An 18,415-nucleotide genomic window follows, 5' to 3' on the forward strand; every position below is an offset into this window, starting at 1 on the left:
GTTACCCGGCGTACTGCATAGTGGCCCACCATTCGGCATCGGCTTCAATTTCGCCCTGCGCGTTGACGTGGGGGTAAGGCAATTTTTTCTGCTTCGCAACGCGTGCCAGCACCGGATAGCCACCTTCAAACAGCAGGCGCTGCTGTTCTTCTTCCGGCAGCATACTGTTGCTGCGCTCGTACATCCCGGCGTTCTGACGCTGGCGCTGCGCTTCATACAGAATGAGCGCGGACGCCACGGAGACGTTAAGGGACTGGACCATGCCGATCATCGGAATGATGATGTCCCGATCCGCCAGATCCAGCGCTTCCTGGGAGATCCCGGTTTTCTCCTGACCCATCAAAATGCAGGTCGGGCGGGTATAGTCGATTTCGCGGAAATCCACGGCCTTATCGGACAGGTTTGTCGCCAGGATCTGCATCCCGCGTCCTTTCAGATGCGATACGGCATCGCCAATCGTCTGGTGAGATTTGACGGATACCCAGCTGTTACTGCCTGCCGCAGCAGAGACCATGGTTCGCATCCGGTGACCCGGCCAGACGGCGTGCACTTCATGCACGCCGACGGCATCTGCGGTACGGACGATGGCAGAGACGTTATGAGGTTTATGCACCTGCTCCATGCAGACCGTCAGGTCAGGCTGGCGTCTGGCAAGCATTTCGCAGATACGGGCATAACGTTGTGAATTCATAAACCTAGTTTCGGTTTCGGGTGACTTTAATCACGTCCGGCATGACGCGGATCTTGCGCATAATGTTCGCCAGATGCACGCGGTCGCGAGCGGTCAGACGAATAAAGGCGCTATAGACGCGGCCGTCTTTTTCTTCCGTATTCAGGCTCTGAATGTTGGACGAGGCCGTGTTGATGGCTGCCGTCAGGTTCGCCAGGGCACCCTGGTGATTGAACATATCCACCTTAATTTCGGTGATAAATTCCTGCGCCGTCTCTTTATCCCACTCGACCGCCATAAACTTCTCGGCTTCTTTCTGGTAGCCGCGAATGTTACGACAGGATTCATGGTGGATAACCAGCCCTTTGCCCGGACTGACGTGCGCAATAATCGGGTCGCCAGGGATTGGACGGCAACATTTTGCGAAGGTGATCAGCACCCCGTCCGCGCCTTTGATCGGCAGATGAGCATGGCCGGATGCGCCTGGAGCAGATGGCGTCGCTTCGCCCTGCTGCAGGTTTTTCGCCACCACGACGCTCATCGCGTTACCCAGACCAATTTCCGCCAGCAGATCGTCCAGAGACGTGAGCTTCATACGGTCGAGTTCACGCTGAATATGCTCCGGTGGGATCTCAGCCAGCTTGCGGCTGCCGCCCAACGCGTGGTTGAGCAGACGACGCCCCAGGCTGACGGAGTCATCGCGCTTGAGGTTTTTCAACAGCTGACGAATTTTGGCACGCGCTTTGGAACTCACGACAAAGTTCAGCCAGGCCGCGTTCGGACGTGCGCCCGGCGCGGTAATAATTTCGACCGTCTGTCCGCTGGAGAGCGGCTGAGACAGCGGGTAAGGCTGTCTGTCGACGCGCGCGCCCACGCAGGCGTGCCCGATATCGGTATGCACGGCGTAGGCGAAGTCGACCGGCGTTGCGCCCGCAGGCAGTTCGACAATGCGGCCTTCTGGGGTGAAAACGTAAATCTCATCCGGGAAGAGATCGGATTTAACGCTCTCAATAAATTCGAACGAGCTACCCGCACTCTGCTGAAGCTCCAGCAGGCTCTGCATCCAGCGCTGGGCGCGGATTTGCGCGGTGGTGCTGCTTTCGCCACCGTGCTCTTTGTAAGCCCAGTGTGCGGCTACACCCATCTCTGCCATCTGGTCCATGTCTTCGGTGCGGATCTGCACTTCAACAGGCACGCCGTGCGGACCGATCATCGAGGTATGCAAAGATTGATAGCCGTTCGCTTTCGGAATGGCGATGTAATCTTTCATGCGCCCCGGGCGCGGTTTATAGAGGCTGTGCATCTGCCCCAGCACGCGGTAGCAGGTGTCAGAGTCGTGGACGATTACGCGGAACGCGTAGATATCCATGATCGAGTGAAAACGCTGCTCTTTGAGCACCATTTTGCAGTAGATGGAGTAAAGATGTTTTTCGCGACCGCTGACGCGGCACGGGATTCCCGCTTCCTGCAAACGCCCTTCAATTTCAGAGAGGATCTTTTGAATCATCTCTTTACGGTTACCGCGTGCGGCTTTCACCACCTCTTTAATCACGCGATAACGGTTCGGGTACAACGCTTCAAAGCCCAGCTCTTCCAGCTCGGTTTTGATGTGGTGGATACCTAAACGGTGCGCCAGCGGACTGTAAATTTCGAGGGTTTCACGGGCAATGCGGCGACGTTTATCCGGGCGAAGTGAGCCCAGCGTGCGCATGTTGTGGGTACGGTCAGCGAGTTTGATGAGAATGACGCGGATATCCTGCACCATCGCCATAATCATCTTGCGGAAGTTTTCGGCTTGCGCCTCTTTCTTGTCGCGGAATTTCAGCTTATCAAGCTTAGAGACCCCTTCCACCAGCTCGGCAACGCTTTTGCCAAACAGCTGTTCCATATCCTGGTAGGTGGCAGGGGTATCTTCGATCACGTCGTGCAGCAGGGCAGCCATCAGCGTTTCGTAGTCGAGTTTCATCTCGGCCAGAATACAGGCTACCGCAACCGGGTGCGTGATGTAGGGTTCACCGCTTGAACGTGTCTGGCCCTCGTGAGCGTCACGTGCAACGAGATACGCCTGCTGAAGACGCTTAATCTGGTCTTCAGGCAGGTAGATTTGAATCAGTTGATTCAGGCTTTCAAACAGATACAAGGGCGACCCGCAGGTTTAATTAACGACGACCTTCAGCAATGGCGGTTACGGCCTGCAGTTCTGCGGCTTCCTGCTCTTGCTGCTCCTGGCGCTCACGCACGTCGAGGATCTGGTTGTTGATCAGACCTTCTTCGATTTCGCGAAGTGCAATAACGGTGGTTTTATCGTTTTCTTCCGGTACCAGCGGATCTTTACCGCCCACCTGCATCTGACGAGCGCGACGCGCGGCGACCAGCACCAGGTCAAAACGGTTACCAATTTTCTCTACAGCGTCCTGAACAGTTACGCGTGCCATACTTAAAATGCTCCACAGGTGAAGAAATGACTGGGCATGATACTGAAAGTGGGTTCAGTCTGCCAACAGTTTGGTGATTAATGCGTCATGTCGCTGCTTCTGGCGGCTCATACGCAGTCGTTCTGCGCGAAGAATGGTTTTGAGATCGCTCAGCGCGGCATCAAAATCATCATTCACAATAAGGTAATCATATTCCGCGTAATGGCTCATTTCTGCAACTGCCTGTTCCATACGCTTTGCGATGACTTCTTCACTGTCCTGACCGCGGCCACGCAGGCGGCGATCCAGCTCATCCTTCGACGGCGGTAAAATAAAGATACTGCGCGAGTCAGGCATTTTCTTGCGAATTTGCTGTGCGCCCTGCCAGTCGATGTCGAGGAACACATTCACGCCCGTCGCCAGAACCTGCTCAATGGTTTCACGCGAGGTGCCGTAGTAGTTACCAAACACTTCTGCGTGTTCAAGAAACGCATCTCTGCCGATCATCGCTCTGAACTCGTCGTGATCCACAAAGAAATAGTGTTCACCGTGCACTTCACCCGGACGCGGCGCTCGCGTGGTGTGAGAAACAGAAACCTGTGTGTCGTACAACGGTTGGGTTTTTAACAGTGCCTGAATAAGGCTGGATTTACCCGCGCCGCTAGGGGCAGAAACAATATAAAGCGTGCCTTGAGCCATGAGAGTCTTTTGTATGTGTTAACGAAGAAGTCCTACATACGGGCTTATTATACACGTCGCCGCTGTGTGACGTAGCCTTTGTCACACTTTTTCCCCTGGATTATTGAATTTTGCGTACCGTTTTCAGGTTTTACCTGCGGTTTGCAGCAATAAAAATTAACGCTGGATAGCGCATCGCAACGTGAAAGGTTGCTATTAGCGTCGTTTCTCACGTCAGGTTATACCTCCTGCATTGCAAAGGAGGGATAGCGATGTGGCGGTGGATAAGCGGGTTAATGCTGTTGTGGTGTGGTTACGGGGCGGCGGTGTGCCCGGTGTGGTCACAGGCAAAAGCCGAAAAAGAGATTGCGTCATTAAGTGCACAAATCAAACGCTGGGATGAAGCTTACTGGAAGCTGGGGGTGAGCGAGGTCAGTGACGAAGTGTATGACCAGCTCAACGGCCGTTTAACCCAGTGGCAGCGCTGTTTCGGCAACGATTTTGCTGAGAGCGCCCTTCCTGCGCTGGAGGGAAACGTAAAACATCCTGTTGCCCATACGGGGGTACGTAAAGCAGCCAGCAAAGAAGCGCTGGGTCACTGGATGCACGGCCGGAAAAATCTCTGGATGCAGCCAAAAGTTGATGGCGTGGCGGTGACGCTGGTGTATCGCAACGGAAAGCTAGCGCGGGCCATCAGCCGTGGTAATGGGCTAAAAGGCGAGGACTGGACGGCCCGCGTGCGTTTGATCCCGTCCGTGCCCAAGGAGGTATCCGGCGCGCTTGCAAACAGCGTCTTACAGGGGGAGCTTTTCTGGCTACGCGAAAACCACGTCCAGCGGCAGATGGGCGGAATGAATGCTCGCGCAAAAGTGGCGGGCGCGATGATGCGACAAAAGGACAACGCGCTTTTGAGCCAGACAGGAATATTTATCTGGGCCTGGCCGGATGGACCGAAGGGAATGGAAAACAGGCTGTCTGAGCTGTCCAGCGCAGGCTTTTCCCTGACGGCGCGCTATACGTTGCCCGTACAAGCGGTTGATTCTGTTGAAAAACAGCGTTTGGCCTGGCAAAACACGGCATTGCCCTTTGCCACGGATGGCATAGTGGTTCGGTCTGCGGAGCCACCTACAGGGGAGAGTTGGCTGCCCGGCGAAGGCAACTGGATTATCGCGTGGAAATATTCGCCTGCGGCACAGGTGGCAGAGGTCAGGAATATTCTTTTTTCCGTGGGGCGCACGGGCAAAATTTCTGTCGTGGCGGCACTTGAGCCTGTGCAGTTGGACGATAAACGGGTGCAGCGCGTGAGTCTCGGTTCGGTTGGACGCTGGCAGAGGCTGGATATTGTCCCGGGCGATCAGATCCAGGTCAGCCTGGCAGGGCAGGGTATCCCCCGGTTTGATAAGGTGGTCTGGCGAGGGGCGGACAGACAAAAACCAGAGCCTCCGGCCTCGCGTTATCACTCCCTGAGTTGCTTTTATGCCTCGCCGGAGTGTATGGAACAGTTCTTTGCCCGGCTGACGTGGCTCAGTTCAAAGCAGGTATTCAACATTGAAGGATTAGGTGAGTCAGGCTGGCGCACACTCTGGCAGGCGCATCATTTTGAACATCTCTTTTCGTGGCTGCTATTAACGCAGGAGCAACTGCAGTCGACGCCGGGATTCTCTGCCGCACGCGGGCTGGCGCTCTGGCATCGCTTTAATCAGGTGCATGAGCAGCCTTTTATCCGCTGGATTATGGCGCTGGGTGTTCCGCTGCCACAGGCCTCGCTGAAGGCGTTGGAAGATGTGTCGTGGCAGAAGATGAGCGAACGCAGTGAAAAGGCCTGGCAGGCCTTGCCGGGTACGGGAGCGGAGACGGCGCGGCAAATCGTTGCCTGGCTGCACGCGCCAGAGATCGATGTGCTGGTCAGGTGGCTTGCTCAGCAGCACATCAATGGGTTCTGAGATCAGTGGGCGCTGTGCTTATAGTGAAACACGGGCAATCCGAGCTTCAGACGCAGCGCCAGCATGCGGGCCGTAAAGCCAAACAGCAGCGTGGAGATGACCACCACGTCGTGGTTTGAAACGTAATGCTGCAGGGCAATGTAGAGCACCGCTGCGGCGAAGGAGATGCCGGCATACAGCTCTTTTTGGAAGACCAGAGGAATGCGTTTGCAGAACATATCGCGCAGCACGCCGCCGAAAACGCCCGTCACCACGGCAGCAATGGTGGCGATAACCGGGCCTTCCCCCATATCGAGCGCGATTTGCGCGCCGATGATAGAAAAGACGATCAGCCCCAGTGCATCAAGCACTAGGAACAGGCGGCGCAGATGGGGCATAACGGGTGCCACTATGGTGGTTAATACGGCAGCCGTTGCGACAATAATCACATACTCAGGATGTTTCACCCAGCCGAGCGGGTAATGGCCAAGCAGGATATCGCGCACGGAACCGCCGCCCAGCGCGGTTGCAGTGGCAATAATGATCACGCCGAAGGTGTCCATCCGGCGACGCCCGGCGGCGAGAGCGCCAGTCATGGCTTCAGCGGTGATACCAATAAGATAAAGAATGTGAAGCAGCATATACCCTCCGGTGTGAACGCGGAAAGGTTAGCGATTTGTGCGCAAGATCACGATTGAGATTTTCTAAGGCGATTGGGTTTCACCTATAAAATTTAATCAATACATGTTGAATATCTTTGATACTTGGCTGCTGAATTTGAAAAGAGGCGGGAATTCGGATTAGAAATAATAATGGATGGCATCAGCCGACACCATCCAAAAAGCGATTACTCAATATTCTGGATCTGCTCGCGCATCTGCTCAATCAGAACCTTGAGTTCAATCGCTGAGTTGGTCACTTCAGCGTTGATAGACTTAGACGCCAAAGTGTTCGACTCGCGGTTGAACTCCTGCATCATAAAGTCCAGACGGCGGCCTACAGCTTCCTTCTTCTTCAGGATGTTGTAGGTCTCTTTAACGTGTGCTTCCAGACGGTCCAGCTCTTCAGCAACATCGATACGCTGCGCCATCAGCACCAGCTCTTGTTCCAGACGGGTGTTTTCCAGCTGAACTTCCGCTTCTTCCAGCTTGGCGACCAGACGCTCGCGCTGCCACTGCAGCACTTCCGGCATATGGGCGCGAACCTTCGCCACTTCAGCGCTGACACCTTCAAGGCGCTGCTCAATCATCGCTTTCAGCGCCTGACCTTCGGTTTCGCGGGCAACGATAAAGTCATCCAGCGTGCCGTCGAGGGCTGCCAGAATTTCTGCGGCAATCGCGTCCAGATCCTGCTCGCCGGCGGCCATGACGCCAGGCCAGCGCAGAATATCAACGGGGTTGATTTCGCCTTCATCGCTCTGCATTTTGACCCAGTTCGCCGCATTAACGAGCTGTTTCGCCAGTTTTTCGTTGAGGATCAGCTCGCCCTGTGCGCTGGCATCGGGCTCAAAGCGCAGGTTGCATTCCACTTTCCCGCGGGTCAGACGCGTACGGATACGCTCGCGCACTACAGGTTCAAGGCTGCGGAACTGTTCCGGCATACGGAAATATGTTTCCAGATAGCGCTGGTTTACCGAACGCATTTCCCAGGTAGCGCTACCCCAGCTACCCTTGATTTCACGCCGGGCGTAGGCGGTCATACTGCGGATCATAGACATTCCCGTTTTTAAAGGAGAGATGGGGGGATTATAGCTTTCGGGGGCTTCTCAGGATAGGAATAAGCGTCCTTTATCCGTATAATGCGCAGCCACATTCGTTTCAAGCCGGAGAATCCATCATGCGTCCATCAGGTCGTAGCGCCAATCAGGTGCGTCCCGTCACCCTGACCCGTAACTATACAAAACACGCTGAAGGCTCCGTGCTGGTTGAGTTTGGTGACACCAAAGTGCTTTGCACCGCGTCCATCGAAGAAGGTGTTCCGCGCTTTCTGAAAGGTCAGGGCCAGGGTTGGATCACCGCCGAGTACGGCATGCTGCCGCGCGCGACCCATACCCGTAACGCCCGTGAAGCGGCAAAGGGTAAGCAGGGTGGACGTACCATGGAAATCCAGCGCCTGATCGCACGTGCGCTGCGCGCCGCCGTTGACCTGAAAATCCTCGGTGAATTCACTATTACCCTGGACTGCGACGTGATTCAGGCAGATGGCGGCACGCGTACCGCGTCCATTACCGGTGCCTGTGTGGCGCTGGCCGATGCCCTGAACAAGCTGGTTGCAGCTGGTAAGCTGAAAACCAACCCTATGAAAGGGATGGTCGCGGCGGTTTCCGTGGGGATCGTTAATGGTGAAGCGCTTTGCGATCTGGAATATGTTGAAGATTCTGCCGCCGAGACGGACATGAACGTGGTGATGACCGAAGATGGTCGCATCATTGAGGTGCAGGGGACGGCGGAAGGTGAGCCGTTCACCCATGAAGAACTTCTCTCCCTGCTGGCGTTGGCCCGAGGGGGAATCGAATCCATTGTAACGACGCAAAAAGCGGCGTTAGAAAATTGATTTTAAAGGCGACCAATGAGTCGCTTTTTTTTTGCCTGTAAGACAGAAAAAACCAAAGGAGCGAATCCATGAAATCGTATCAGCGCCAGTTTATTGAGTTTGCGATTAATAAACAGGTACTTAAGTTTGGCGAATTTACGCTGAAATCCGGGCGTAAGAGCCCGTATTTCTTCAACGCCGGGCTGTTTAATACCGGGCGCGATCTGGCACTGTTAGGCCGCTTCTATGCCGAAGCGCTGGTGGATTCCGGGATTGATTTCGACCTGCTGTTTGGCCCGGCGTACAAGGGCATTCCGATTGCAACCACCACGGCGGTGGCGCTGGCGGAGCACCATGACCGTGATGTGCCGTACTGCTTTAACCGCAAAGAGGCCAAAACCCACGGTGAAGGCGGTAATCTTGTGGGCAGCGCGCTGCAGGGCCGCGTGATGCTGGTCGACGACGTGATTACCGCAGGCACCGCGATCCGTGAATCTATGGAGATTATCCAGGCCAACGGTGCGACGCTGGCTGGCGTGCTGATTTCTCTTGATCGTCAGGAGCGCGGTCGCGGCGATATCTCTGCTATCCAGGAAGTAGAGCGTGATTACAGCTGCAAAGTGACCTCTATCATTACTCTGAAAGACCTGATTGCGTATCTGGAAGAGAAGCCAGAGATGGCGGATCACCTGGCGGCGGTGCGGGCGTATCGCGAAGAGTTTGGCGTGTAATTAAAATGCCCGGCGGCGCTACGCTTACCGGGCCTGCGGTGCTACTGCAGCTGCGCTGCCACTAACGGCCAGCGGGCGTCAAAATCGTCCGTTGGTCGGTATTTGAATTCGCTGCGCACAAAGCGGGAGAGCATGCCTTCACAAAACGCCAGTATCTGGCTTGCCAGCAATGTCTCATCCGTATTGTATCCTTCGCCTTCACGCATTTTCTTCTCGCGCAGCACCTGGCGCAGCTGTGCTTCAATACGCTCAAAAAGCTGATTGATGCGGCCCTGCAGCCTGTCCTGCTCAAACATCAGCGCGTGGCCGGTCAGGATACGGGTTAAACCCGGATTGCGCTCCCCAAAGCCCAGAATTAACAGCATAATCAGACGAAGACGCGCGGTGGTATCTTTCTCATCTTTCAGAATCAGGTTAATGCGCGTGATCAGACTGTCTTCAATAAACTCGATCAGGCTGTCGAACATTTTTGTTTTGCTGGGGAAATGACGATACAGCGCCGCCTCAGACACGCCCACAGAGGCGGCCAGTTTGGCGGTAGTGATGCGTTGACTGCCATCGCTGGATTCAAGCATCAGAGCCAGAGATTGAAGTATTTCTTCGCGACGATTCCTTTTCGCGGTTTGTTTTTCTGCCATGTTACAAAATACCCCTGAAAATAAGCACTTGCCAGGCTGGCATCCACACAGCGACCGCAAACTGACGTTTGCGGTTTGTTATTGCGTTATGGCGCTGCGAGATACGTGTGTCGGGCGGTTATTTGCGCCCGGAATGGCCGAAGCCGCCTTCGCCACGGTCGGTGGCATCAAAGTCTGCCACCAGGTTAAATTCTGCCTGTACCACCGGTACAAAAACCATCTGCGCGATACGCTCGCCCGGTTCAATGGTGAAGCTGTCCTGACCACGGTTCCAGACGGACACCATCAGCTGACCCTGGTAGTCGGAGTCGATCAGGCCGACCAGGTTACCCAGCACTACGCCGTGCTTATGGCCCAGACCCGAGCGCGGCAGGATCACTGCCGCCAGAGACGGGTCTGCAATGTGGATCGCCAGGCCAGTCGGGATCAGGGTAGTGGCACCGGGAGCCAGTTCTACGGCGTCATCGAGACAGGCGCGCAGGTCAAGTCCGGCAGAGCCGGAGGTGGCATAGGTTGGCAGCGGGAATTGCTCGCCAACACGCGGGTCCAGAATCTTAACGTCGATTTTTTTCATCATAACGGGTAACGATCTCGTCCAGTAATTGTTGGCCCAGGAGTTCCTTGCGCTCAAGCGGTAAGATTTTATCTCCATCCTGCCAGAAAAGGTGCAGTGCGTTGCTGTCGCTATTAAATCCTTGCGTTGCCAGCGATACGTCGTTCGCGCAAATTAAATCGAGGTTTTTGCGGGTACGTTTTTGCCGGGCATATTCTTCCACATTATTCGTTTCTGCGGCAAATCCAACAACGTAAGGACGATGGCTTTTTAATGCGGCGACACCGGCAACAATGTCCGGGTTTTTCACCATTTTCAGTGTTAATTCATCGCCTTGCTTTTTGATTTTAGACTCGGCGATGGTCTCGGCGCGATAGTCTGCCACGGCCGCACAGCCGATAAAAATCTGCTGGCGTTGCGCATGAGCCTGCACGGCGGCTTCCATCTCCAGCGCGGTGGTAACATTAATACGCTGTACAAAAGGTGGCGTAGGTAGCGAGACCGGGCCGCTGACCAGCGTGACGTTAGCACCGCGTTTTGCCGCTGCGGCAGCAATCGCAAAGCCCATTTTACCGGAGCTGTGGTTGGTGATGTAACGCACCGGGTCCAGCGGTTCGCGCGTCGGGCCCGCGGTAATCATGATGTTGAGATGTTGCAGGTCGTTGACAGGTGAAAAATGGGCGGCGGCCATATCCACAATCGTCAACGGGTCGAGCATACGCCCCGGGCCAACGTCGCCGCAGGCCTGGCTGCCGCTGTCCGGGCCCCAGACAAGCAGGCCGCGCGAAGCCAGCGTCTCCAGATTATGCTGGGTGGCGGCATTGCGGTACATCTGCTGGTTCATGGCGGGCACAACGGCGACGCGCGCAGGCGTCGCGAGGCAAATGGTCGAAACCAGATCGTTCGCCATACCGGCCGCCACGCGGGCAATTAAATCTGCCGTGGCAGGGGCAAGAATCACCAGATCGGCCCATTTCCCAAGCTCAATATGCCCCATCGCGGCTTCGGCGGCCGGATCGAGCAGGCTGTCAGATACCGGGTATCCTGAAACCGCCTGCAGGCTCAGAGGGGTGATAAAGGCTTTACCGCCTTCGGTTATCGCGACCCGCACGTCCGCCCCGCGCTCGCGCAGACGACGCACCAGCTCCGGCGCTTTATAGGCAGCAATGCCGCCGCTCACGCCAAGAACGATTTTTTTACCGGCCAGGCTCATCATGATTCTTTCCTGTTGGGTTTCACCAGAGAGCGGGCATTTTACCACAATCCCAAATAGGGGGTGATGAAGTCCTTTATGCACTTTGCGAGGCGCTACGCAAGAACGAAACCTCAGCGTCGAGCCCCGGATTTGCCTGTGGCAGCATAATGGCAAACAGAAGGAGGCCGGGCATGGAAGAGACTGAACTGCTGCTACCGCGCGAAAAAATGCTGCGTCATGGCGTCGCGTTATTAAAAGACGAGGAGCTGCTGGCGCTCTTTTTACGTACAGGTACGAAGGGAAAAACGGTATTTACGCTGGCGAAAAATCTGATAGACCATTTTGGTTCACTACATGGTTTGCTGACAGCCGAACTGGAGGCGTTTACGCACGTAGAAGGCATTGGCGTCGCGAAGTATGCCCAGTTACGGGGTATTGCTGAACTTGCCCGGCGATTTTATAACGTACAGATGGAGGAGCAAGATCCGATCCTTACCCCTGACATGACCCGCGAATTTTTGCAAAGCCAGCTATCCGGTCTGGAGCGGGAGATCTTTATGGTGATCTTTCTCGACAACAGGAACCGGGTACTGAAGCACAGCCGCCTGTTTTCGGGTACACTGAGCCACGTTGAGGTACATCCGCGTGAAATTGTGCGTGAAGCGATAAAAGTGAATGCAGCGGGGGTGATCCTCGCGCATAATCACCCCTCTGGCTGTGCAGAACCGAGCAGAGCTGACAAAGAAATCACCGAACGCATTATCAAATGCTGTCAATTCATGGACATTCGTGTTCTGGACCATCTGATAATTGGCCGCGGAGAGTACATTTCTTTTGCAGAACATGGCTGGATTTAGGCTATTTCTCGCGATCCATCGGGATCTTTGTCTGTTCGGGACTTGAGCACACCGCCGAGTCAGCGTATACTACGCCACCTTTGAGAATCTCGGGTTTGGCATTTGGGCCTGGCAATCGAGAGTTCACTTAGAACTACGCGATGACCGGGCTGTAAAGCCTGACGAGGCGCCGATACCCCATACGAAGCTCGAGCTAATTTGATTTTTGGAGAATAGACATGTCCCGAGTCTGCCAAGTTACTGGCAAGCGTCCGGTGACCGGTAACAACCGTTCCCACGCACTGAACGCGACTAAACGCCGTTTCCTGCCGAACCTGCACTCTCACCGTTTCTGGGTTGAGAGCGAGAAGCGTTTTGTCACCCTGCGTGTATCTGCTAAAGGTATGCGTGTAATCGATAAGAAAGGCATCGATACAGTTCTGTCTGAACTGCGTGCCCGTGGCGAAAAGTACTAAGTACTTAAAGAGGAAATAAATCATGGCTAAAGGTATTCGCGAGAAAATCAAGCTGGTTTCTTCTGCTGGTACAGGTCACTTCTACACCACCACGAAGAACAAACGTACTAAGCCGGAAAAACTGGAACTGAAAAAATTCGATCCAGTTGTACGCCAGCACGTACTGTACAAAGAAGCTAAAATCAAATAATTTTAGCCTCCTTGTATTGAAAAACCCCGCAACTGCGGGGTTTTTTGCATTCTGCATCTCAACGGAGGAACCATGCCTGAATTACCTGAGGTAGAGACCAGCCGTCGCGGCATTGAGCCCCATCTGGTCGGCGCGACTATTCTTCATGCCGTCGTTCGCAATGGACGACTGCGCTGGCCGGTGTCCGATGAGATCCACGCGTTAAGCGACAAACCCGTCCTTAGCGTGCAGCGCCGCGCGAAATACCTGCTGCTGGAGCTGCCTGACGGCTGGATCATTATCCATCTTGGGATGTCCGGGAGCCTGCGCATCCTGACCGAAGAATTGCCTGCGGAAAAACACGATCACGTTGACCTGGTAATGAGCAACGGCAAAGTGCTCCGCTACACCGATCCGCGGCGCTTTGGCGCGTGGCTGTGGACGAAGGAGCTGGAAGGACACAACGTGCTGGCGCATTTGGGCCCTGAGCCGCTTTCAGACGCGTTTAATGCGGACTACCTGAAAGAGAAGTGCGCGAAGAAAAAGACCCCGATCAAGCCCTGGCTGATGGATAATAAGCTGGTGGTCGGCGTGGGGAATATTTACGCCAGTGAATCGCTGTTCGCGGCCGGGATCCATCCCGATCGGCTGGCCTCGTCGCTGTCCGCGCAGGAGTGTGAGCTGCTGGTTCGGGTCATTAAAGCAGTGCTGCTGCGCTCGATTGAGCAAGGCGGGACCACCCTGAAGGATTTTCTGCAGAGCGACGGTAAACCAGGCTATTTTGCCCAGGAGCTGCAGGTGTATGGCCGTAAGGGCGAGCCATGCAGGGCATGCGGGACGCCGATTATTGCCACGAAGCACGCCCAGCGCGCCACGTTCTACTGCCGCCAGTGTCAGAAATAGAACTACTTTAGCTTTTCCATCAGCGCCTGGTGGACGTTATCCGGCAGGAAATGGGTAACGTCCCCGTGATGGCGCGCCACCTCTTTTACCAGCGTTGACGAGATAAACGACCACTCTTTTGACGGCATCAGGAATACGCTTTCCAGTTCCGGCATCAGGTGGCGGTTCATGTGCGCCAGCTGCATCTCATACTCGAAGTCTGCCACCGCGCGCAGGCCACGAATCAGAATATTGGCCTGCTGGGCGCGGGCGAAGTTAGCCATCAGATCGCTGAACCCGACAACTTCAACATTCGGCAGGTGCGCAATCGCATCGGTGGCAAGCGCCACGCGCTCGTTGAGATCAAACATCGGTTTTTTGCTGGGGCTGGCGGCAATCGCCAGAATCACCTTGTCGAACATGCACGCTGCACGGGTAATGATATCAAGATGACCGTTAGTGATCGGATCGAAGGTACCCGGATAAATCGCTTTTGTGCTCATGGCTCACGTTTTCTCTGAGTAGCCGCGGCAGAGCGCCCACAGCTCGGTGTATTTGTTGAAAGTATACTGGGCATTCACTACCGCCAGTAACCAGCCCTGCTTACCATCCAGCACGCCGCCGCGCAGCAGCAGCGTTTTCAGAAACGCGCCCAGCGTGTGGGTGAAGATTCCTGTCAGCGAGGCCTTCTTGCCGCGCTGGTGGCGTTCCTGCGCCCATGCGGTGGCATAGTTGAGCTGCTTTTGCTGGAAGCTGGCGAAATCACGGCAGGTCAGATGCAGCAAATCACCCGTCAGGGGGATGACCTGGGCGCCGTCGCAGGCCAGTGACTCATGGACAAGGTTGTCGTTGTACTGAAAGCGCCCGCGCTCGTAGAGGCGCATTACGCGATCCGGATACCAGCCGCTGTGGCGCATGAAGCGGCCAAGGAAGTAGTTGCGACGCGCGATGCTGTATACGGCGCCAGGCTGGGGTGAGGAAAGCACCGCCTGAATGGCCTGCTGGAGTTCCGGGGTGACGCGCTCGTCGGTGTCGATCATCAGCACATAATCGCCCGTGGCGTGACCCTGCGCGCGCTGGCGCTGAATGCCGTAGCCCTGCCAGTCGGTATCGGTAAAGACTTTTGCGCCCGCAGCCCGGGCGATGTCCACCGTGTTGTCCGTGCTTCCGGAGTCGAGGATAACAATTTCGTCAGCCCAGGCGACGGAGGCCAGGCAGTCCGGAAGCAGGTCGGCGGCGTTTTTGGCGATCATGACGACCGACAGACGCGTAGACATTAGTGGCTCCGCTGAGGCAGATAAGGTTGCAGAAGCTGCAGCAGACGGGTGAGTGCGCCCTGGTTCTGGTGCAGCACTTCGACGGCGTGGCGACCGTACCACAGGCGGTAATCTTCGTCCGTCAGAAGGGTTGAAACCTCTTTGACCACCGAGTCCGCATCGGTCACGGTAATTAAACCATCGGCCTGCTGCAATTTAGCGCAGATATCTTTGAAGTTAAACGTGTGTGGACCCATCAACACAGGAATGGCGTGGGCTGCCGGCTCCAGCGGGTTATGGCCTCCGCGCTCCACCAGGCTGCCGCCAACAAAGGCGAGGTCAGCAATGCCGTAGAGCAGCATCAGTTCGCCCATCGTATCGCCAATCACCACCTGGGTACTGCCGGAAGGGATCTCTCCGCTGCTGCGCAGGGTGAAGCTGAAGCCGCCTTTCTGCACCATTTCGCGGGCATCTTTAAAACGTTCGGGGTGACGAGGCACCAGAATCAGCAGTAGGTCCGGGAAGGTTTCCAGCAGCTTACGGTGCGCCTGCAGGATAATCGCCTCTTCGCCCTCATGAGTACTGGTCGCTATCCAGACCTGGCGACGCGGAGCCCACTGGCGGCGCAGCGTGATGGCGCGGGCGGCCAGTTCAGGGGTAACGGAAATATCGAATTTCAGGCTGCCGGTCACGGCAAGCTGGTTGCGCTTCAGGCCCAGGGAGATAAAGCGCGCCGCGTCTTCTTCGTTCTGCGCGGCAATCAGCGTGATTTTGCTTAGCAGGCGGCGCATAAATTTGCCCAGCTTGCCGTAGCCTTTCGCCGAGCGCTCTGAAAGGCGCGCGTTGGCAATCACCAGCGGAATTTTACGGGCATGCAGAGCGGAAATCATGTTCGGCCACAGCTCGGTTTCCATCACGATCACCAGCTTCGGGCGAACGGTGTTCAGGAAACGATTCATAGCGCAGGGCAGATCGTAAGGGAGGTAGACGTGATGAACGTCTTTGCCAAACGCGGATAACGCGCGCTCTGAGCCGGTTGGCGTCATGGTGGTGACGGTAATCGGCAGAGACGGGTAGCGGTGGCGCAGAGCGCGAACCAGCGGGATCGCCGCCAGCGTTTCACCGACAGAAACGGAATGCAGCAAAATACCGTCCGGGGCGACTTTATTGCGGCAAAAGCCATAGCGTTCAGCCCAGCGTTTACGATACGCAGGCGCTTTACGGCTACGAAGCAACAGTCTCAGCCACACCAGTGGCTGAATGATATAGAGCAGGGCGGTATACAACAATTCCAAGCGATTATCCGTCTTTTTAGTTTCGGCGGGCAAATTCTAAGCATTTAAGCCAGGTAAAGCTATCTCTTATGCCAGATACCGTTTTAAACGGAAGTAGCGTCGGCCCAGGCGCCAGCGCAAACGCGGGCTTTTGGCACTTTTCCAGATAAGCTTCCAGATCCCGGTGTCGAAGAACTCTTTGATAATCATTGTTTTCTTTGTCTCATCCTTCATGTTGTCGAAGGTATGAATGATCCCCAGCCCCTCTTTGGCGATTTGCCAGTGGCAGGCGGGGATATTTTTCACTTTATCCGGGTAACGCTGGTTAATGGCATCAAGCATCTGCAGGATTTTCATGTAGTGGCGCGCGGAGCGGATCAGCGTGTCGTCATTATCCGGCGTATGCGATACCGAGGCAGAGTGAATGTAGTAGTCATAAAAGCGTTCACTGGTGTACTGAACGCGCTCTGCGGCAAGCAGCACCTCGGTAGTCCACGGGATATCCTGATGGCGCAGGCCGGGTTCGAAATGGAAACTGTGTTTACGAATAAAATCGTGGCGATAGATATTAAGCCAGGTCACGTGCAGGAACTTACGTGAATCCAGCGCCATCTTTAACCATGCCGGGCCCGTCATAACGCCCGTTGAGGCGAGTTTATCCTCGGGGAAGATAGGTCGAGACGGTTTCTTATCATTTTCCCAGACGTAGTTGCCGTTGCAGGTGGCGACATCCAGATCCTGCGTGACGGCCATATCCAGCAGACGCTGGTACATGCCAGGTTTGAAGACGTCATCAATATCCGGGAAAGAGAGATACTGACCGGTTGCAACGGCCAGGCCGGTATTCCGCGCAATGGAAACGCCCTGGTTTTGCTGTTCAATCACCTGCATCTGCGGCAGTTTTTCACGCCAGCTTTCGACGATCTGCATCGAGCGGTCAGTCGAGCCATCATTGACAATAATGACTTCCATGCTGTCGATGCGTTGATTCACAAGGCAGGTAAAGAACTGATCCAGAAAAGCTTCGCCGTTATAAACGGCAACCACCACGCTTAACAATGGCGCTGAATTTTGCATAAGAAACCTGATTATTTTTGATTGTCGACCAAAGCAATGTACTGCTGGCAAATGGCATTGATACCGAACGACGCAATCGTTGCATCGCCAACGACCGGCGGGGCGGTATAAATATCTACCAGGGTTTTTGCCAGTGACGCGTCATTTAGCTCTGCCAGCCCGCGCGCTAAGGCGCCGGTGAGAATTTCTGCGGGACCACCCGGACAATTGGTACTGACCGGTGGCGTCTGGCAGATAATGGATTCCACCAGCACATTACCAAAACCTTCGCAGTCAGAACTTAACACTAAGAGGCGTGCCCCTTTAATCCAGGGGTAGGGATTGGAGTCGAAGGGACGGAAAACCGTCTTGTCTTCAATACCCAGGTCGCGGGCAAGCTGTTTGAGCTTTTGAATTTTGGCTTCGGAACCATTGCCCATCATGACAAGCGTAGTGTCGAGCTGGCTCTGTGCGAACGCGCGTAAAAGACGGTCGTGGCGTTTGTGTTCATGGAAGCGGCCGACATGGATGATGTAATCCTTCCCTTGCATCTCGAAGGGGGCATCCGCCAGACGCTGAATTTCAGGGATATCAAAAGGATTGTGGATAACCGCTTTACGCCGGAGTTTCAGAGCCAGGGTCTCGGAAAGGTCTTTCAGCACGGCGCCTGAGACGGCGACAACGTTTCGGTTTTCGTAGGTATGACGAATTTTAAGATGCTTAAACCAGCGCGAAAGCCCGCTGCGATGGCGAAGATAGGAGAAAGAGAACATGCCATGCACGCAGAACCAGACTTTTTCACGCTCCAGCGCGCGGCAGTGCGCCACAATGCGGTCAGTTTTGTGCAGATGAGAGAACACAACGTCAAATTTTCCGCTGCGCTCAGCCCGCTCAATTGCCTGATCCAGCAGGCGGGCTCGGCGTGGGATCTCCGTCAACTTGCGCCACGGTTTTTTGCAGGTATCCTGGACCACCTGATAATCAATGCCTTCCGGGATGGCGTAATCACACACTTTCCGCAGAGAGAAAAGGGAGACCTGATGCCCCATTTCCGTTAATCCGCTGGAAAGTGTAAGAACTGTTTTTTCAGCTCCCCCACCGGGTAAACCATCAATAATCATTAGGATGCGCAT

At 55.2% G+C, this 18,415-nt stretch carries 21 protein-coding genes; 7 read left to right on the forward strand and 14 right to left on the reverse strand.

Annotation, left to right across the window (positions count from 1 at the left end; genetic code table 11):
* Position 1 precedes the first annotated feature (1 nt).
* Genes trmH through gmk form a run of 4 tightly spaced genes read right to left on the reverse strand, consistent with a single transcriptional unit; the run spans position 2 to position 3,783 of the window.
* On the reverse strand, positions 2–691 hold the full coding sequence (trmH, locus tag IB212_RS00460; RefSeq protein WP_028015010.1) for a tRNA (guanosine(18)-2'-O)-methyltransferase TrmH: 690 nt from the start codon (positions 689–691) through the stop codon (positions 2–4).
* Positions 692–695: 4 nt separating this feature from the next.
* On the reverse strand, positions 696–2,810 hold the full coding sequence (gene spoT, locus IB212_RS00465) for a bifunctional GTP diphosphokinase/guanosine-3',5'-bis pyrophosphate 3'-pyrophosphohydrolase (RefSeq protein ID WP_045630233.1): 2,115 nt from the start codon (positions 2,808–2,810) through the stop codon (positions 696–698).
* Positions 2,811–2,829: 19 nt separating this feature from the next.
* Complete coding sequence (gene rpoZ / locus IB212_RS00470; RefSeq protein ID WP_000135058.1) at positions 2,830–3,105, reverse strand: DNA-directed RNA polymerase subunit omega; 276 nt, start codon at positions 3,103–3,105, stop codon at positions 2,830–2,832.
* Between the two features lie 54 nt (positions 3,106–3,159).
* Complete coding sequence (gene gmk / locus IB212_RS00475; protein ID WP_010426438.1) at positions 3,160–3,783, reverse strand: guanylate kinase; 624 nt, start codon at positions 3,781–3,783, stop codon at positions 3,160–3,162.
* A 251-nt stretch (positions 3,784–4,034) separates the two neighbouring features.
* Between gmk and ligB the strand changes: the two genes are divergently transcribed.
* The gene (gene ligB / locus IB212_RS00480) at positions 4,035–5,705 is read left to right on the forward strand and encodes an NAD-dependent DNA ligase LigB (protein WP_188245831.1); all 1,671 of its coding nucleotides are present in this window, start codon (positions 4,035–4,037) and stop codon (positions 5,703–5,705) included.
* A gap of 2 nt (positions 5,706–5,707) precedes the next feature.
* On the opposite strand, the gene IB212_RS00485 is transcribed toward ligB, so the two are convergent.
* Complete coding sequence (locus IB212_RS00485) at positions 5,708–6,325, reverse strand: trimeric intracellular cation channel family protein (protein ID WP_023334014.1); 618 nt, start codon at positions 6,323–6,325, stop codon at positions 5,708–5,710.
* A 206-nt stretch (positions 6,326–6,531) separates the two neighbouring features.
* Positions 6,532–7,395: a YicC/YloC family endoribonuclease gene (locus tag IB212_RS00490; RefSeq protein WP_028015013.1), complete on the reverse strand. Its 864-nt coding sequence runs from the start codon at positions 7,393–7,395 to the stop codon at positions 6,532–6,534.
* Positions 7,396–7,520: 125 nt separating this feature from the next.
* Between IB212_RS00490 and rph the strand changes: the two genes are divergently transcribed.
* Positions 7,521–8,237: a ribonuclease PH gene (rph, locus tag IB212_RS00495; protein WP_010426431.1), complete on the forward strand. Its 717-nt coding sequence runs from the start codon at positions 7,521–7,523 to the stop codon at positions 8,235–8,237.
* A gap of 68 nt (positions 8,238–8,305) precedes the next feature.
* A complete protein-coding gene (gene pyrE / locus IB212_RS00500; RefSeq protein ID WP_041911672.1) occupies positions 8,306–8,947 on the forward strand; it encodes an orotate phosphoribosyltransferase in 642 nt (213 codons plus the stop codon).
* A gap of 41 nt (positions 8,948–8,988) precedes the next feature.
* Here the strand turns inward: pyrE and slmA are convergent, their stop codons facing one another.
* The 3 genes from slmA to coaBC form a co-directional block, all read right to left on the reverse strand.
* Positions 8,989–9,585 carry a nucleoid occlusion factor SlmA gene (gene slmA, locus IB212_RS00505; RefSeq protein ID WP_041911671.1) on the reverse strand — a complete coding sequence of 199 codons (597 nt, stop codon included), beginning with the start codon at positions 9,583–9,585 and terminating at the stop codon, positions 8,989–8,991.
* A gap of 118 nt (positions 9,586–9,703) precedes the next feature.
* A complete protein-coding gene (dut, locus tag IB212_RS00510) occupies positions 9,704–10,162 on the reverse strand; it encodes a dUTP diphosphatase (RefSeq protein ID WP_015570042.1) in 459 nt (152 codons plus the stop codon).
* On the reverse strand, positions 10,140–11,351 hold the full coding sequence (gene coaBC, locus IB212_RS00515; RefSeq protein ID WP_155963383.1) for a bifunctional phosphopantothenoylcysteine decarboxylase/phosphopantothenate--cysteine ligase CoaBC: 1,212 nt from the start codon (positions 11,349–11,351) through the stop codon (positions 10,140–10,142). The genes dut and coaBC overlap by 23 nt, the downstream gene beginning before the upstream one ends.
* A 173-nt stretch (positions 11,352–11,524) precedes the next feature.
* On the opposite strand from coaBC, the gene radC reads away from it, so the two are divergent.
* From radC to mutM, 4 genes are all read left to right on the forward strand, one after another.
* Entirely contained in the window at positions 11,525–12,190 is a 666-nt protein-coding gene (gene radC / locus IB212_RS00520; protein WP_028015017.1) for a RadC family protein, read from the forward strand.
* 218 nt (positions 12,191–12,408) lie between these two features.
* Positions 12,409–12,645, forward strand: a complete 237-nt coding sequence (rpmB, locus tag IB212_RS00525; RefSeq protein ID WP_002436699.1) for a 50S ribosomal protein L28 — start codon at positions 12,409–12,411, stop codon at positions 12,643–12,645.
* Between the two features lie 22 nt (positions 12,646–12,667).
* The gene (rpmG, locus tag IB212_RS00530; RefSeq protein ID WP_003024094.1) at positions 12,668–12,835 is read left to right on the forward strand and encodes a 50S ribosomal protein L33; all 168 of its coding nucleotides are present in this window, start codon (positions 12,668–12,670) and stop codon (positions 12,833–12,835) included.
* 72 nt (positions 12,836–12,907) lie between these two features.
* The gene (gene mutM / locus IB212_RS00535; RefSeq protein ID WP_028015018.1) at positions 12,908–13,717 is read left to right on the forward strand and encodes a bifunctional DNA-formamidopyrimidine glycosylase/DNA-(apurinic or apyrimidinic site) lyase; all 810 of its coding nucleotides are present in this window, start codon (positions 12,908–12,910) and stop codon (positions 13,715–13,717) included.
* Between the two features lie 2 nt (positions 13,718–13,719).
* Here the strand turns inward: mutM and coaD are convergent, their stop codons facing one another.
* The 5 genes from coaD to IB212_RS00560 all read right to left on the reverse strand — a co-directional run bounded on the left by coaD (position 13,720) and on the right by IB212_RS00560 (position 18,415).
* Entirely contained in the window at positions 13,720–14,199 is a 480-nt protein-coding gene (gene coaD / locus IB212_RS00540) for a pantetheine-phosphate adenylyltransferase (RefSeq protein ID WP_041911669.1), read from the reverse strand.
* Positions 14,200–14,202: 3 nt separating this feature from the next.
* Positions 14,203–14,973, reverse strand: a complete 771-nt coding sequence (locus tag IB212_RS00545; protein WP_041911668.1) for a glycosyltransferase family 2 protein — start codon at positions 14,971–14,973, stop codon at positions 14,203–14,205.
* The gene (gene waaA / locus IB212_RS00550; protein ID WP_028015020.1) at positions 14,973–16,247 is read right to left on the reverse strand and encodes a lipid IV(A) 3-deoxy-D-manno-octulosonic acid transferase; all 1,275 of its coding nucleotides are present in this window, start codon (positions 16,245–16,247) and stop codon (positions 14,973–14,975) included. The genes IB212_RS00545 and waaA overlap by 1 nt, the downstream gene beginning before the upstream one ends.
* A gap of 66 nt (positions 16,248–16,313) precedes the next feature.
* Complete coding sequence (locus tag IB212_RS00555; RefSeq protein ID WP_028015021.1) at positions 16,314–17,303, reverse strand: glycosyltransferase; 990 nt, start codon at positions 17,301–17,303, stop codon at positions 16,314–16,316.
* Between the two features lie 11 nt (positions 17,304–17,314).
* Positions 17,315–18,415, reverse strand: coding sequence for a glycosyltransferase (locus tag IB212_RS00560; RefSeq protein WP_041911667.1), 1,101 nt, complete (start codon positions 18,413–18,415; stop codon positions 17,315–17,317).

The sequence above is a fragment of the Enterobacter sp. E12 genome, from assembly GCF_014596715.2.
GTDB lineage: Bacteria > Pseudomonadota > Gammaproteobacteria > Enterobacterales > Enterobacteriaceae > Enterobacter > Enterobacter bugandensis.

Excerpts from the sequence above, each read along its gene's own strand:
- rph (WP_010426431.1), top strand. The coding sequence starts at position 7,521 with ATGCGTCCATCAGGTCGTAGCGCCAATCAGGTGCGTCCCGTCACCCTG.
- gmk (WP_010426438.1), bottom strand. The coding sequence starts at position 3,783 with ATGGCTCAAGGCACGCTTTATATTGTTTCTGCCCCTAGCGGCGCGGGT.
- IB212_RS00485 (WP_023334014.1), bottom strand. The coding sequence starts at position 6,325 with ATGCTGCTTCACATTCTTTATCTTATTGGTATCACCGCTGAAGCCATG.
- IB212_RS00545 (WP_041911668.1), bottom strand. The coding sequence starts at position 14,973 with ATGTCTACGCGTCTGTCGGTCGTCATGATCGCCAAAAACGCCGCCGAC.
- slmA (WP_041911671.1), bottom strand. The coding sequence starts at position 9,585 with ATGGCAGAAAAACAAACCGCGAAAAGGAATCGTCGCGAAGAAATACTT.
- mutM (WP_028015018.1), top strand. The coding sequence starts at position 12,908 with ATGCCTGAATTACCTGAGGTAGAGACCAGCCGTCGCGGCATTGAGCCC.
- rpmB (WP_002436699.1), top strand. The coding sequence starts at position 12,409 with ATGTCCCGAGTCTGCCAAGTTACTGGCAAGCGTCCGGTGACCGGTAAC.
- coaBC (WP_155963383.1), bottom strand. The coding sequence starts at position 11,351 with ATGAGCCTGGCCGGTAAAAAAATCGTTCTTGGCGTGAGCGGCGGCATT.
- rpoZ (WP_000135058.1), bottom strand. The coding sequence starts at position 3,105 with ATGGCACGCGTAACTGTTCAGGACGCTGTAGAGAAAATTGGTAACCGT.
- IB212_RS00555 (WP_028015021.1), bottom strand. The coding sequence starts at position 17,303 with ATGCAAAATTCAGCGCCATTGTTAAGCGTGGTGGTTGCCGTTTATAAC.
- rpmG (WP_003024094.1), top strand. The coding sequence starts at position 12,668 with ATGGCTAAAGGTATTCGCGAGAAAATCAAGCTGGTTTCTTCTGCTGGT.
- pyrE (WP_041911672.1), top strand. The coding sequence starts at position 8,306 with ATGAAATCGTATCAGCGCCAGTTTATTGAGTTTGCGATTAATAAACAG.
- coaD (WP_041911669.1), bottom strand. The coding sequence starts at position 14,199 with ATGAGCACAAAAGCGATTTATCCGGGTACCTTCGATCCGATCACTAAC.
- ligB (WP_188245831.1), top strand. The coding sequence starts at position 4,035 with ATGTGGCGGTGGATAAGCGGGTTAATGCTGTTGTGGTGTGGTTACGGG.
- dut (WP_015570042.1), bottom strand. The coding sequence starts at position 10,162 with ATGATGAAAAAAATCGACGTTAAGATTCTGGACCCGCGTGTTGGCGAG.
- trmH (WP_028015010.1), bottom strand. The coding sequence starts at position 691 with ATGAATTCACAACGTTATGCCCGTATCTGCGAAATGCTTGCCAGACGC.
- IB212_RS00490 (WP_028015013.1), bottom strand. The coding sequence starts at position 7,395 with ATGATCCGCAGTATGACCGCCTACGCCCGGCGTGAAATCAAGGGTAGC.
- radC (WP_028015017.1), top strand. The coding sequence starts at position 11,525 with ATGGAAGAGACTGAACTGCTGCTACCGCGCGAAAAAATGCTGCGTCAT.
- IB212_RS00560 (WP_041911667.1), bottom strand. The coding sequence starts at position 18,415 with ATGCGCATCCTAATGATTATTGATGGTTTACCCGGTGGGGGAGCTGAA.